This is a genomic window from Mycoplasmopsis gallinacea, from assembly GCF_012220205.1.
In the GTDB taxonomy this organism is placed as follows: domain Bacteria; phylum Bacillota_I; class Bacilli_A; order Mycoplasmatales; family Metamycoplasmataceae; genus Mycoplasmopsis; species Mycoplasmopsis gallinacea_A.
This window is the reverse complement of the sequence record NZ_CP047225.1, coordinates 225,513-239,511: the sequence shown is the minus strand read 5'-3', so window position 1 is coordinate 239,511 and position 13,999 is coordinate 225,513. Positions and strand designations below refer to the sequence as shown.

General features: G+C 27.0%; 12 protein-coding genes, 1 rRNA gene and 1 pseudogene. 3 read left to right on the top strand and 11 right to left on the bottom strand.

All coding sequences use genetic code 4. The features are described 5' to 3' along the window. Positions 1-135: 135 nt before the first annotated feature. Positions 136-1,230 (top strand): IS30 family transposase, encoded by a 1,095-nt coding sequence (locus GOQ20_RS00955; RefSeq protein WP_233091228.1) that lies wholly within the window; start codon positions 136-138, stop codon positions 1,228-1,230. Positions 1,231-1,345: 115 nt separating this feature from the next. Here GOQ20_RS00955 and GOQ20_RS00950 read toward each other — a convergent pair whose 3' ends face one another. The 3 genes from GOQ20_RS00950 to coaBC are packed head-to-tail and all read right to left on the bottom strand — an operon-like array spanning position 1,346 to position 4,109. Continuing rightward, positions 1,346-2,182, bottom strand: a complete 837-nt coding sequence (locus GOQ20_RS00950; protein WP_167845049.1) for an HAD family hydrolase — start codon at positions 2,180-2,182, stop codon at positions 1,346-1,348. Positions 2,183-2,223: 41 nt separating this feature from the next. Then, complete coding sequence (locus tag GOQ20_RS00945; RefSeq protein ID WP_167845048.1) at positions 2,224-2,970, bottom strand: type III pantothenate kinase; 747 nt, start codon at positions 2,968-2,970, stop codon at positions 2,224-2,226. Beyond that, on the bottom strand, positions 2,952-4,109 hold the full coding sequence (gene coaBC / locus GOQ20_RS00940; RefSeq protein WP_167845047.1) for a bifunctional phosphopantothenoylcysteine decarboxylase/phosphopantothenate--cysteine ligase CoaBC: 1,158 nt from the start codon (positions 4,107-4,109) through the stop codon (positions 2,952-2,954). The genes GOQ20_RS00945 and coaBC overlap by 19 nt, the downstream gene beginning before the upstream one ends. Positions 4,110-4,284: 175 nt before the next feature. Here coaBC and rrf point away from each other — a divergent pair. Beyond that, a 5S ribosomal RNA gene (gene rrf, locus GOQ20_RS00935) occupies positions 4,285-4,390 on the top strand. A 73-nt stretch (positions 4,391-4,463) separates the two neighbouring features. Then, complete coding sequence (locus GOQ20_RS00930; protein ID WP_167845046.1) at positions 4,464-5,027, top strand: ECF transporter S component; 564 nt, start codon at positions 4,464-4,466, stop codon at positions 5,025-5,027. A 179-nt stretch (positions 5,028-5,206) separates the two neighbouring features. On the opposite strand, the pseudogene GOQ20_RS00925 reads toward GOQ20_RS00930, so the two are convergent. The 8 genes and pseudogenes from GOQ20_RS00925 to GOQ20_RS04730 form a co-directional block, all read right to left on the bottom strand. After that, a pseudogene (locus GOQ20_RS00925) lies at positions 5,207-6,300 on the bottom strand (IS30 family transposase). Between the two features lie 210 nt (positions 6,301-6,510). Then, the gene (locus tag GOQ20_RS00920; RefSeq protein WP_233091228.1) at positions 6,511-7,605 is read right to left on the bottom strand and encodes an IS30 family transposase; all 1,095 of its coding nucleotides are present in this window, start codon (positions 7,603-7,605) and stop codon (positions 6,511-6,513) included. A gap of 179 nt (positions 7,606-7,784) precedes the next feature. After that, a complete protein-coding gene (locus GOQ20_RS00915) occupies positions 7,785-8,663 on the bottom strand; it encodes an aromatic motif membrane protein (RefSeq protein WP_167845045.1) in 879 nt (292 codons plus the stop codon). Further along, positions 8,653-9,570 carry an aromatic motif membrane protein gene (locus GOQ20_RS00910; protein WP_167845044.1) on the bottom strand — a complete coding sequence of 306 codons (918 nt, stop codon included), beginning with the start codon at positions 9,568-9,570 and terminating at the stop codon, positions 8,653-8,655. Before GOQ20_RS00910 ends, GOQ20_RS00915 begins: the two co-directional genes overlap by 11 nt. Then, positions 9,557-10,513, bottom strand: coding sequence for an aromatic motif membrane protein (locus tag GOQ20_RS00905; protein ID WP_167845043.1), 957 nt, complete (start codon positions 10,511-10,513; stop codon positions 9,557-9,559). Before GOQ20_RS00905 ends, GOQ20_RS00910 begins: the two co-directional genes overlap by 14 nt. After that, a complete protein-coding gene (locus GOQ20_RS00900; protein WP_167845042.1) occupies positions 10,491-11,192 on the bottom strand; it encodes an ABC transporter ATP-binding protein in 702 nt (233 codons plus the stop codon). Before GOQ20_RS00900 ends, GOQ20_RS00905 begins: the two co-directional genes overlap by 23 nt. Continuing rightward, positions 11,192-12,820, bottom strand: a complete 1,629-nt coding sequence (locus GOQ20_RS00895; protein ID WP_167845041.1) for an ABC transporter permease — start codon at positions 12,818-12,820, stop codon at positions 11,192-11,194. The genes GOQ20_RS00900 and GOQ20_RS00895 overlap by 1 nt, the downstream gene beginning before the upstream one ends. Before the next feature lie 884 nt (positions 12,821-13,704). Further along, entirely contained in the window at positions 13,705-13,827 is a 123-nt protein-coding gene (locus GOQ20_RS04730) for a hypothetical protein (protein WP_268896787.1), read from the bottom strand. Positions 13,828-13,999 lie beyond the last annotated feature (172 nt).

The window sequence follows — 13,999 nt, the reverse complement described above, 5'->3', positions numbered from 1 at the left end:
TTGCATTGCAACGCGGGGGGTCAAAAACACAAGAAAAAAAGGCATGGCTACACGCCACGCTTTTTTTCTTGTGTTTTTGTTTCTTTTAAATTTATTAAAATTTTTTTGTGGTGTTTTTGCAAAGGATCCACATAAATGAATTATAAAAGAATTTGTTTCAAAAATAGGGCACAACTAGAACTTTTTTTAAAAGATTATTCGATTTCTTTAGAAAAAATTGCAAAAATTCTTGGTTTTTCAAAATCTACAATATGAAGAGAAATAAAAAATAATTCGACCGAAAATGGGTATATAGCTGAAGAAGCTGAAAACAAATCTAAAATAAGAGAAAAATGAAAAAATCAATTTAAATTGGAATCTGATTTTTATTATTACAAAGACTTCACAAAAGTGTTTTTAGAAAACTTTGACAATACTTATTCAGGGGTAAAAATTACCTGATTCAAAATAAAGAATCATTATGATTTTCCAATACCTACAATAAAAACAATTTACAATTGAATGAATAGCGGGTTATGAGCTTTGACAATAAAAAACAAGCTACGTCCGCGTTATAAAAAAGGTGGAAAAAGAACTGGTGACACAATAACAAGACTTGTAGGTAATAGATATGTTATACCAATAACTTTTAGACCTAAAAATGTTAATGATAGATCTGAATTTGGACACTGAGAAGCTGATTTAATTGTCGGTAAAAAAGGAAAAACCACTGCACATTTATTAACCTTTGAAGAAAGACAAACTCGTTATGGATTGATAAGGAAAGTACCTGACAAAAATCCGTGAAATGTAGCAAAAGTGTTGTTTGAATTAATCAAAGAAAAAAGACTAAATGTTAAATCTATAACTATTGATAACGGACTTGAATTTAAGTCGTTTTTCATGATTGGTTATAGGTTGCAAATTAAAATTTATAAAGCTGATTCATATGCTTCTTTCCAAAAAGGATCAATTGAAAATTTTAATGGTTTAATAAGAAGAAAATATCCAAAGAAAACGAATTTTAGCAAAATATCCGATGAAGAAATTATGGAAACAGAAAAACAAATAAACAATATGCCAAGAGAAATTCTTGATTATTTTTCAGCTGATGAGTTATTTTTCGATTTGAATTATTATAAAAAACCTTGAGATTCAAAAATACAAGAAATCCAATTATATGATCGTGCTTTTAGAAAAAGAAAGTCCAATACTGAAAGAAACAAATTCTTCAAATGATATAAAAAATAATTCATAAAATTTAAAGAAACACCACAAAAAAACACCATCCCATATGTTGCGTTGGGAGTGGTGTTTTTGTTGCACTGGAGATTACACTCAAGCATTAACCAATTTATTGGTTAATTTAGTTTAAATTTGTTAATGATAAAATGTATTCTCCAATTGTTCCGCTTTCATGATCGCCAATAACTATATTTGCAGCTGCTTTAGCTTCATCAGTTCCATTTCCCATTGAAACACCAATAGCTGCTCCTTCAAGCATATGAACATCATTTCCTGAATCACCAAAAGTTACAAGAGAGTCTTTTGATAAGTTTAAGTTTTCTAAAAGTTTGTATAAACCAGTAATTTTTGAAACTCCTCGTGGATTAACATCAGTGTAAACTTCATTAGTTAAATATACTTCATAAAGATCAGGATCTAATTCAGATTCAACTTGTTTTGTGGTCTCTAAGGCTGTTTCAATTGGGTTTCTAAGCGCCATTTGAGTAATTTTTGAATTTGGATCATAAACAACTTTTTCCATTTCTTCAAGAGTTGCTCTATGAAGTAAATTTAAATCCATAATTTGCTTTTGACTTAATCAACTTGGGAATTGATCATTTTGAGAAATAAATGAACCGTTGTATTTATCAGTGTCAATTGTTAAAATAAGCTCCTTTTCAATTGCATATCTTTTAACAACCTCAAAAGCTGAAGGATGAAGTGAAGCAAGAACTGTAATTTTATCATTGAGCACATCATAAATTAATGAACCATTTGAACAAACAATGTAATCAATCCCTTCAAGAATTTTATTTTTGATAAGAGGAATTACTTTTAAAACACCTCTACCGGTAGCTATAACATTAATGTGCCCATTTTTTTCTACCTTTTTAAGCGCTTCTAATGTAAAGGGATGCACTGAATTATCTTTTCTTAACAATGTTCCATCTAAATCGTAAGCAAATACATATTTCATAATAAACCCACTTTCTAAGTTTGAATTATAATTTGGCAAAATTAAAGATTAAAGTTATCTTCAAAAATTTGATAATAACCTTTTAAAACAATATTATCTACTACTTTGTGCTTGGTTTTGCAAATGTTTTTAATATCACCACCACTAACATATGGCCTTGTGTAGTTTTCTTTTTCACTGGTTTTTAAAATATCTAAGTGCGCTTGAATAAAACCTCTACGGAGCATATTAAACCCCATTTTTAGCGCATCAATGGTGTTTGTCCCCATTGCTATTTGTTTAGTGTAGCTAAATTGTAAGTGTTTTAAACCATCTGCTTGCTCAAGCAGTTTATTAAAAGCAAAACCAATACCAGGAGCAATTGAAACTCCCTTTATTTTGTAATCTTTAATTTTTATAGCAACGGCAGCTGTACCAAAAAGAAAAATCATGCTATCTTTTTGTTCTTTGCAAGCATAATATGAAGCTCCAAGGATATCAGTTCCTACCTTTTGCTTATCTATTTTACCAAATGAAAAATTAAATTTTAAAGATGAATTAATTTCAAATAAATTCTTGAAATCTGCACTATAAAAATCTTTCAAAATTTTGCTAACTCTTTTTACAACACTTCCATAAACAACATTATCTTCAGGCAAAATTTCAAAAACGGAATTTAAGTGCGCAACTGAATCATCATTAAAAGATTCGGTGTGAATTTGCTCAACTTTGACAAGTTTTTTATTTTCAAAAAGCCCACATTTTACATAAGTGTTACCTACATCATAAACTATTGTTTTTCTTTTCATATTCTATAAACCTTTTCGCTAATTAATTGAGCTAAGTTGTGTTTTGAAATTTGAGCAAATTCGTTAAATCCATCTTTTTCAATTAAAAAACCAGTTGAAAATTGGCTTTTTAATGTATTTTTATTATTAACCACAATTAAGTCTAATTTTTTAGTTTTAAGCTTTTTAGTCCCATTTTCTAGAAGGTTTTGACTCTCAAGAGCAAAACCGATTTTAATTTTATCTGGGTAAAGAGCAGAAACTTCTTTTAAAACATCCATTCCGATTTTATATTCAAAACTTACGCTATCTGATTTTTTAATTTTAGCTTCATGTTTTTCAAAAATAAAGTCACTTACAGCAGCAACCGACACAAAGACATCATTTTTTTTGATGTACTCAAAGACTGCTTCTTGGTACTCAAAAACAGAATCTACATTAATGATTTTAGTGCGTGAATCGAAGTAATTATTAAGTTGTGAAATATTGGCATTAATAATTGTTAAATCAAAGTATTTAGAGAGTTCTTTAGCTAAAAAGATACCCATTTGTCCGCTTGATTTAACACTCACAGTTCTAACATCATCTAAATAAACATTGGTATAACCAATTGAAATTAAAAGTTTAGGTTTGTTTTGGTTAGTTAAAAAACCTACAACTTCATAAGGTTCAATAACTCTTCCGAGCCCTATATCTCCACATTGAAGAATTCCGTAATTTGGGCCAATAAAAGTTACACCTAGTTTTTTCAGTTTTTCAATGCTTGTCTGCAAGATGGGATTTTGATACATATTCAAATTCATTGCAGGAGCAATGATTGTTTTATTATGAAATCCCATAGCTAAAATAGTGGTAGCAAGGCTATCAGCAATTCCATTAGCATATTTATTAATTGTGTTAAATGTAGCTGGATAAATAAGAATGTGATCAAATTCTTTAGCTAATTCAACGTGAAATGAAGGATTATGCACAAAATCTTCCATATCTTTATTTTGGTTTAAAACATAATCATTATATCTTTCTGTTGAAAAAGTAAAAATTTCACCAGCTTTATTGGTAAAAAGAATTTTAATTTCTCAATTAAGTTCTTCCAAATTGCTTATAAGAGATTCTAATTTTTTGATAGCAACACTAGAAGAAGCAATTATTAATATTTTCATATATACAATTTTAATAAATTATGGTAAAAAATAATTTTTGTTGATTAAAATAAACAAAAGATTTTTACTCCTTAATTTCAGCAGTTTAATTAAAAAAGCAAGTGGTTTTTAAAAAACCAGAAAAAATTTTTAAAAAAATATTTTGTGTTTTAAAAAATGGTGCTATAATATTTTCACTAGTAGCGATAGCAAGAGGGATCACCTGATACCATTCCGAACTCAGTAGTTAAGCCTCTTAGTGCCGACGATAGCCGAAAGGTGAAAATAGGGAGCTGCTTTTTTTATTTTCTTTAAGCTTGTTTTTTAGACAAAAACAAGCTTTTTTATATAATTATAGATACTTGGAGATTTAAAATGGTAAGAAAAATCACTTATTTAAGTATTTATTTTGCAATAGTGTTGCTTTTATCGCTAGTTCCTAATCTAGGTTATATTAGTCTTGGTGATATTTCGATTACTTTTGTACCAATAATCATCATTATTGGGTGTTATCACTTAGAAAAATTAGGTGCTTCTATTGGTTTTATGATTGGGCTAGGTTCATTTATAGCTGCTCTAGTGTTTGGAAGAATTTTATTTGTCTTCCCTGATATTTCAATCATTCCACGTTTATTATTAGGGATAATTGTCTACCTAATTATTAAAGTTTTAGGTAAGCCAAAGCTTTGAAAAACAGCAATAATAGGAATGACAACACCTTTATTAAATACTTTTTTAGTGAGTGCCTTTATCCTTGTTCACAATGAAATTTCAGATTTAAACATTGGGCTTACTGTTAAAGGTTGACTAACTTTAATTTGAATTAATGCAATTGCTGAATTTATTTTTATTACCATTATAACTTTATTGCTTCATCCGTTTTTGGTTTATTTATATAATCAAAAACCATTTACAAGCAAAAACTATTTAATGTATTAAAAAATATCTCTATTTTTAAGAGATATTTGCTTGAGTGTAATCTCCAGTGCAACAAAAACACCACTCCCAACGCAACATATGGGATGGTGTGCTTGAGTGTAATCTCCAGTGCAACAAAAACACCACTCCCAACGCAACATATGAGGTGGTGTTTTTTGTAGTGTTTCTTTAAATTTTAATTATTTTTTATATCATTTGAAGAATTTGTTTCTTTCAGTATTGGACTTTCTTTTTCTAAAAGCACGATCATATAATTGGATTTCTTGTATTTTCGAATCTCAAGGTTTTTTATAATAATACAAATCGAAAAACAACTCATCAGCTGAAAAATAATCAAGAATTTCTCTTGGCATATTGTTTATTTGTTTTTCTGTTTCCATAATTTCTTCATCCGATATTTTGATAAAATTCGTTTTCTTCGGATATTTTCTTCTTATTAAACCATCAAAGTTTTCAATTGATCCTTTTTGGAAAGAAGCATATGAATCAGCTTTATAAATTTTAATTTGCAACCTATAACCAATCATGAAAAACGACTTAAATTCCAGTCCGTTATCAATAGCTATAGATTTAACATTTAGTCTTTTTTCTTTAATTAATTCAAACAACACTTTTGCCACATTTCACGGATTTTTATCTGGTACTTTTCTTATCAATCCGTAACGAGTTTGTCTTTCTTCAAAGGTTAATAAATGTGCAGTGGTTTTTCCTTTTTTACCGACAATTAAATCAGCTTCTCAATGTCCAAATTCAGATCTATCATTAACATTTTTAGGTCTAAAAGTTATTGGTATAACATATCTATTACCTACAAGTCTTGTTGTTGTGTCACCAGTTCTTTTTCCACCTTTTTTATAACGTGGACGTAGCTTGTTTTTATTGTCAAAGCTCATAACCCACTGTTCATTCAATTGTAAATTGTTTTGATTGTAGGTATTGGAAAATCATAATGATTCTTTATTTTGAATCAGGTAATTTTTACCCCTGAATAAGTATTGTCAAAGTTTTCTAAAAATACTTTTGTGAATTCCTTGTAATAATAAAAATCAGATTCCAATTTAAATTGATATTTTCATTTTTCTCTTATTTTAGATTTGTTTTCAGTTTCTTCAGCTATATACCCATTTTCGGTCGAATTATTTTTTATTTCTCTTCATATTGTAGATTTTGAAAAACCAAGAATTTTTGCAATTTTTTCTAAAGAAATCGAATAATTTTTTAAAAAAAGTTCTAGTTGTGCCCTATTTTTGAAACAAATTCTTTTATAATTCATTTATGTGGATCCTTTGCAAAAACACCACAAAAAAATTTTAATAAATTTAAAAGAAACAAAAACACAAGAAAAAAGCGTGGCGTGCAGCCATGTTTTTTTTCTTGTGTTTTTGCCCCTCCGCGTTGCAATGCAAATTACAATCGAGCACACCACTCCCAACGCAACATATGGGATGGTGTTTTTTTGTGGTGTTTCTTTAAATTTTATGAATTATTTTTTATATCATTTGAAGAATTTGTTTCTTTCAGTATTGGACTTTCTTTTTCTAAAAGCACGATCATATAATTGGATTTCTTGTATTTTTGAATCTCAAGGTTTTTTATAATAATTCAAATCGAAAAATAACTCATCAGCTGAAAAATAATCAAGAATTTCTCTTGGCATATTGTTTATTTGTTTTTCTGTTTCCATAATTTCTTCATCGGATATTTTGCTAAAATTCGTTTTCTTTGGATATTTTCTTCTTATTAAACCATTAAAATTTTCAATTGATCCTTTTTGGAAAGAAGCATATGAATCAGCTTTATAAATTTTAATTTGCAACCTATAACCAATCATGAAAAACGACTTAAATTCAAGTCCGTTATCAATAGTTATAGATTTAACATTTAGTCTTTTTTCTTTGATTAATTCAAACAACACTTTTGCTACATTTCACGGATTTTTGTCAGGTACTTTCCTTATCAATCCATAACGAGTTTGTCTTTCTTCAAAGGTTAATAAATGTGCAGTGGTTTTTCCTTTTTTACCGACAATTAAATCAGCTTCTCAGTGTCCAAATTCAGATCTATCATTAACATTTTTAGGTCTAAAAGTTATTGGTATAACATATCTATTACCTACAAGTCTTGTTATTGTGTCACCAGTTCTTTTTCCACCTTTTTTATAACGCGGACGTAGCTTGTTTTTTATTGTCAAAGCTCATAACCCGCTATTCATTCAATTGTAAATTGTTTTTATTGTAGGTATTGGAAAATCATAATGATTCTTTATTTTGAATCAGGTAATTTTTACCCCTGAATAAGTATTGTCAAAGTTTTCTAAAAACACTTTTGTGAAGTCTTTGTAATAATAAAAATCAGATTCCAATTTAAATTGATTTTTTCATTTTTCTCTTATTTTAGATTTGTTTTCAGCTTCTTCAGCTATATACCCATTTTCGGTCGAATTATTTTTTATTTCTCTTCATATTGTAGATTTTGAAAAACCAAGAATTTTTGCAATTTTTTCTAAAGAAATCGAATAATCTTTTAAAAAAAGTTCTAGTTGTGCCCTATTTTTGAAACAAATTCTTTTATAATTCATTTATGTGGATCCTTTGCAAAAACACCACAAAAAAATTTTAATAAATTTAAAAGAAACAAAAACACAAGAAAAAAAGCGTGGCGTGTAGCCATGCCTTTTTTTCTTGTGTTTTTGACCCCCCCCGCGTTGCAATGCAAATTACAATCGAGCAAATATCTCTATTTTTAAGAGATATTTTTTTAATTATCAATTTTAATATCATAAAGTGTGAACCTTAGAATAGAACCACCATAATGTTCTTTAAATAATATTTCTCGGCTTTTATCAGATTCTACTTCATAAAAATCTTTAGAGTCTAAAACATATTTATTGATATTAAAGATATCTTTGATATTTTTCTTGTTAATTACACCGCTATAAATTGATAGATAAGCGGAAATTGTAATGTCGTCATCATATTCAGGATCATTGTAATCGTTAATTTCGATATCAATGATAAAACCTTCATTAGTTAAAAGAAAGTAGTTGATATTTTTAGACTCGTCATAATCTTGGATTTGAACAGCATAGTCTAAAATTTGATTACTTTTTGGTGTATAAAACGAACTAAGTTTCAATGCATTTTCTTGAGTTTCTAACCCGATATTTGCAGATGAACCTTGAAACTGGTCAAATTGTGGATAATAAGCAAATTCTAAGTTTTCTAAGTTAAATAAAAATCATAACCAATTCTTTTTGTAAAGTTCATCAAGTTTATTCCGAGCTTGTTTTAGCGCGTAAGGCATGGTATTAGAGTTTCAAAAACTTTTTCCATCATAATCAAAAGTTTTAGCAACATTGTTTCCAAAATATAGTCATTTTTTAATTTCTTTACTATATTCTTGTCCTAAATCTTTTTGAGATTGAATATATTCATTTTTCTTTGTGTCATCACTTTTATAAATTCTATTTAGGATTGATTGAACGTATTTTTGTTCAATAAAGATGTTTCATTTATCTTCAGTGGTTGATTCATTTTTAGTAGAGATATTATTTGAATTTTGTACATTAATTGGAGAGGTGGAAAATAAAGAAACAGGAGCAATTAGAAAAAACGGAATTAACTTTTTAATTTTCATTTTTCTCTCCTTTATTAACTAATAAAACTTCTGAAGGCATATTGTAACGATATTTATTCACAATATCTTCTTCTAAACGATCATATCCTTCTTGATCATTATGCACAAATCCACTATGAACAATATTTGAAATAAGATTTAATGAAATTTTGCTTTTACTTTTGTCAAAGTAGATGATATTTTGAATTTCTACATTTTCATTATTTACTTTTATTCTAAAGAGCAATTTATCTTTTAAAACATAAAAAATAGTAGTATTAGGCATTTCAGCTGACTCTTCACCTTCGATAATTTCGTCTAAAAAGAGGTTTTTAATTTTTGTATCATAAAAAACTTCAAATTTAGGTTTAGCATCAGGATTTAGGAAAAGCTCGGTTTTATATTCTTCAGTTCAAGGTCTAGGGAAGTTAAGAGAGTGCTCAATTTTATCTTTGAATTCTTGTGAGTGAGCTGAATTTTTTAAATCTGAATTATAGTCTTGAAAGTAGTATCAATTATCAAAATGAATGTGAAGTTTATTAAGGTGATTTAACAAAATTAATCAATTTTTGTTATATAAGTTTTTTAAGTTTATTTTAGCTTCCTCTATTTGATCGCTCTCGTTTGAATTTAAAATTATTTGACTATATTGCTGTGATTTTTCTAAAAAGGCAGTTATGTTAGCTTCATTATTTTGTGAATTTATAAAAGCAACTCTATTAACTTGGCTATTTTTAAATTGTTTATTTAAAATTGAATCTAAAACAAATTTAGTCATTTTCTCTTTTTCGCTTTGGTCGTTTTGAAGTACATTTGAAGAACTATCAATTAAATTAGATAGCTCTGTGCTTTTTTGATAATTTGCACAAGAAAATAAACTTAAAGGTGCTAAAAATGAAACTAAAGGTAATAATTTATGAATTTTCATTAATATCCTTTCAAGTAAATTTGTAAATTTGTTTTTGATTAGCGTTTAAATTATTTATAGCAATTTTGCTCATATATGAATAAGCAACTCGATTAAACTGAGTTAATAAATGTTTGTCATTAAATTTTTGCTTTGTATTTTCAGGATCATAGCTTGGGTCATTATAACCCTTTTGATATTCAATTTCATCTATTATTCATTGGTTATATTCAGATCAAATTTGATTTTCAAAAGTGGTTAAGATTTCTTTAGTTTGTTCAATGTTTTGAGCATCAGGAAGATAATATACATCAGGAATTAATAATTTTTCAGTATTATTTCAGTTATAAAATTTAATTGCAAAATTGCTTGAGTAAATTAAGTATATGGCTTGTTTTTGGTCATAAACGTCATATGCGCTTTGCGGAATGTCAACCACTAAATGATCTATGATCTCATTAGATTCAAGATTAAGTGAAAGTGAGGGGAATTTTTCTTGAATATATTCAAAATCATTTTGTTCATTAGAAAAAGCTGAGTAATAACTACCATAGGGGTTAAAAATAAAGGAAGAGTTTTTGATGTTTTTTAAAAATCAAAACCAATTTTTATCTAAGTTATTAACAAGTATTTTTCTGGATGCATCCACTAAGGAAGCAAAACCACCGGCTTTCTCATTAGAAATAGATCTAAAAGGTTCAAACCATAATAAAGCATATTTTAATTCATCAAATTTAGAGTTATTAATATTATTTTGATTATTTAAGAAGGTAGAAATTTCTTTTTCATTATTAGAGAAAAATTTGTTTAATAAAAAATTAATTGATTTGTTATTTTGGAATGTATCCACTTTTTTAAGAGTTATTGATTTTTTAGTATTTGTTACATTTTTTTGGCAAGAAAAAGCAAGAAAAGCAGGTAAAACGATTGAAGTACCAAGACTATTTAGCAATCACTTTTTCATAAAATATATCCTCGAGCGATTTTTCTTTTATACCTGAATATAAGATCTTTCCAGAATCAATTAATGTTAGTGAATCTGCAAATTTATCAATCTCGCTTAATACGTGTGAGCTAATAAAAATAGTTTTACCCTCTTTTTTAAGCTCTAAAAGTGTGCTAAATAATTCGTATCTAGCTAATGGGTCTAAATTAGCAGCAGGTTCGTCTAAAATAATAATTTTAGGATCGTGTAAGAGCGCTTGAATCAATAAAACCTTTTTCTTTTGTCCAGATGAAAAGTTTATTGGTTTTTCATTTTTTAAATCTGCAATCTTAAATTTTTCAAGAAAACCAATAATTTTTTCTTTTGCTTTTTGATTTGAAACTCCTGAAAGAGAAGCTAAATATAACAAGTATTTTTCGGTAGTGAGTTCTGGGGGGAAAATAGCATTTTCAGGCACATATCCAAGAAAATCTTTGCTTTGAGGTTCTTTAGAAGAAATTCCATTAATAAGAATTTCTCCTTCATAATTCAGGTATGAACCAATGATTGACTTAATTGTTGTAGTTTTTCCTGCCCCATTTTGCCCAATAAAAGCGTGAAAATCACCTTCTTTTACACTAAATGAAATATCACTTACACCGCGTGAAGAACCTTTATAAATCTTTGATAAATTTTTAATTTCCAAAATGTTATTCATTATTTATAGTCCTTTCTTGTGTAAATGTAAGTGTTAGTGATTGTTAAAATAAGGGCAAGCGTAATTCATAAAAGTACATAAAGGTTTTTATTTACAACTTTAGTATCTCTTTGGATTGAATAAACTTCTTGAACTTTTTGAAATAAGAAATTGTTACTTGGTTGTAAGTTATATCTGATAACAACTTTTTGATCTTGAACTTTTTGAATTTTCTCATATGATGCATATCCACCTATTTGATAGTTAAATTCACCAATTTGAATTTTGAAAATTGATGGTTCATAAGCATCTCTTATTCTTTCATTTTTAAGTGTTGCTCTTAGCAATTTAGAATCATTATTAGAAAAATATAAGTAGTATAAAAATGCACTTGCAAGATAAACTTTCTTTTCAGTTAAACTACTAATTTTTCTTTCTTTTAAAGCAAATGGATCAAAGATAGCAATCTCTTTATTTTCGTATAAATTTAAAAGTGAGTTTTCATTATTTATGTAGTTTTGAATATTTGTAATAAATTTAGATTTGATTTGAAGTTCATCAGTTATTGAATTAGTTTCCTTAACTGTTTTTTCAATTAATTTTGTTGCTTCAGAAACAAAAACTGCATCATTTAGAATTTCCTTCATAAATGTTCATTTTAAGGAACCAACTAAATCATTTGGTGAAGCATAAACAAATTCATCTTCTGGGAAAGAAATGTCAAAATTATCAGCATTTTCTCTAGCGAAAATGATATCTGTATTTACTAAATTCTCAATTTGACTCTCATTTTTTAACATTCCTGGCACAATATAACTTTGCTCTTTTGCACCTTTTAATACTGCAAGTGTTTCTAATTTAATAATTTCAGGTTTTTTATTTAATTTATAAGAATAGATATTACTTTCTAAATTTGAGTAATTAATGTACTGATCTAAATTTGATTCTTTAAGCGTATTTAATGAACCAAAAACATCTTTATTTTCAGTATTTAAAATATCTACTAGTTGATAAGGAAGTGATAATCAAGAGAATATTTGTCATTCTTTAGCTGAGTTTTTAGATAAAGCAACGCTTTTTTCAATATAACTTTTTTGCTTATTGCTAAATCCAATATTTTGATAACCGTTCGGAACTATAAAGAAAGCATCTTTTCCATTTTTTAAATAAAATTTCTCAGTATCACTTTCATTACCTGATTTGTGATATTGGTATTTTGAATTGAGATAATAAGCAATATTGTTGTTGCTTGGTGTTGAATTAGATGAAATAAAGCTACCTGATAAGGTTAGTGGGGCAATGATAGCCAATGGTGCTGTCATTGCAATTTTTGAATTAAATTTAAAAGCAATCAAGGAAGTGATTAGTCCAAAAATTGCAAATGAAAAGAAAGAGATTAAAAATGATAAAAATAAATAAGTTATATCAAAAGCACTTTTATTCAAGCTAGCTAAAAAGATAGCAGAACAAACAAAAATTAAAAGTGATCAAAGTAAATTAAATAAGTAAAAAGCAATTAATTTACCTAAAAAAATCGACTTTCTCGAGATTGGTTTTGATAAAGTGATTAAATCAATCCCCTCGTTTTCAAGGTCTTTATAAATATTTAGTGCTTTTAAAGAACCAAAAAGCACTGTAAAAATCAACATTAAAAACCCATAAAAATATTTTGAAATTAAATAATAATTTTGCTGAAGGTTCAAGGAAGCAATTGTTATTGACGACACAATCGCAAGCGCTAAAAAAATAATAGGCAAAATTATAGTAGTCTTTTTCTTCAAAATTATTTGTGATAGGAATTTTATATATTGAAAAAGTTTAAAACTCATAGTTTCCTTTCTATATTACTATTTAGTAATATGATTATTATATAACAATAATATTAAGTTATCAATAAAAGAATATAAAAAATACAAATCAAGAGTTATAAACTTTTTACTCTGTATTTGTGTTTAATTATTAAGTTATTATTTAGTTAAGGATAAAGATTTTTTATATAAAAATAAATTAAAAACTAATGGTATTAAAGGTGGTAAAAAAATAATAGATTCATAAAATATAATATCTCATGTCCCTGGAGATATAGCATTATTTGTTACTAAAGAACCAATAATGAACAAAAGCAAAAAACTTAAGAATATAAAACTTCATACAAAAATCATAATTAAATTCGTTTTTCTTAGCAGTTTAAAATTAGCAATATTTTCATCTTTTACTTTTAACAAGAAGATACCGAACGTGAAAAGATATAATAATTTAGTTTTTCAAGAATTAAAAGAGTTTATTAGCGGTATTTTAGAAATAATCATTGTTAAAACAACGAAAACATATAAACAAATTTCAATTTCGATAAAAAATCAGAATCACCCACTATAATAACTATCATATACTATCATTCAATCAAAGAGACGGATTGATAGACCATATGTTAATAAAAGAAAAATTATTGACTGTAAAGCACAAGAATGGATAATTAATCTTTTATTAGTATTTTGACTTAAATTCATCATAAGAAATTACCTGATTTTCGAAACTAAAAGTTCCCCTTTTTATATTCTAAGTTAGATTGAGAACTTATATTAAAACTATTTAAAGCAAGTAATGAAGTTGCAAATGCGCCTAAAATAAGTGATTTAAATCCAAGTTTATGTTTCATATCCCCCCCTTAAATGGTAATTTTATTACCCATAATAATTATATAATTTTGTGTATTTGTTTTACCAGATACAAAAATAATGTGCATTTTTTGGGTCTAAAATAATATTTTTTTCACAAGCACTTTTTAAATTAAAAAACCTTCCAGCGGAAGGTTTTTTATGTAAAGATTA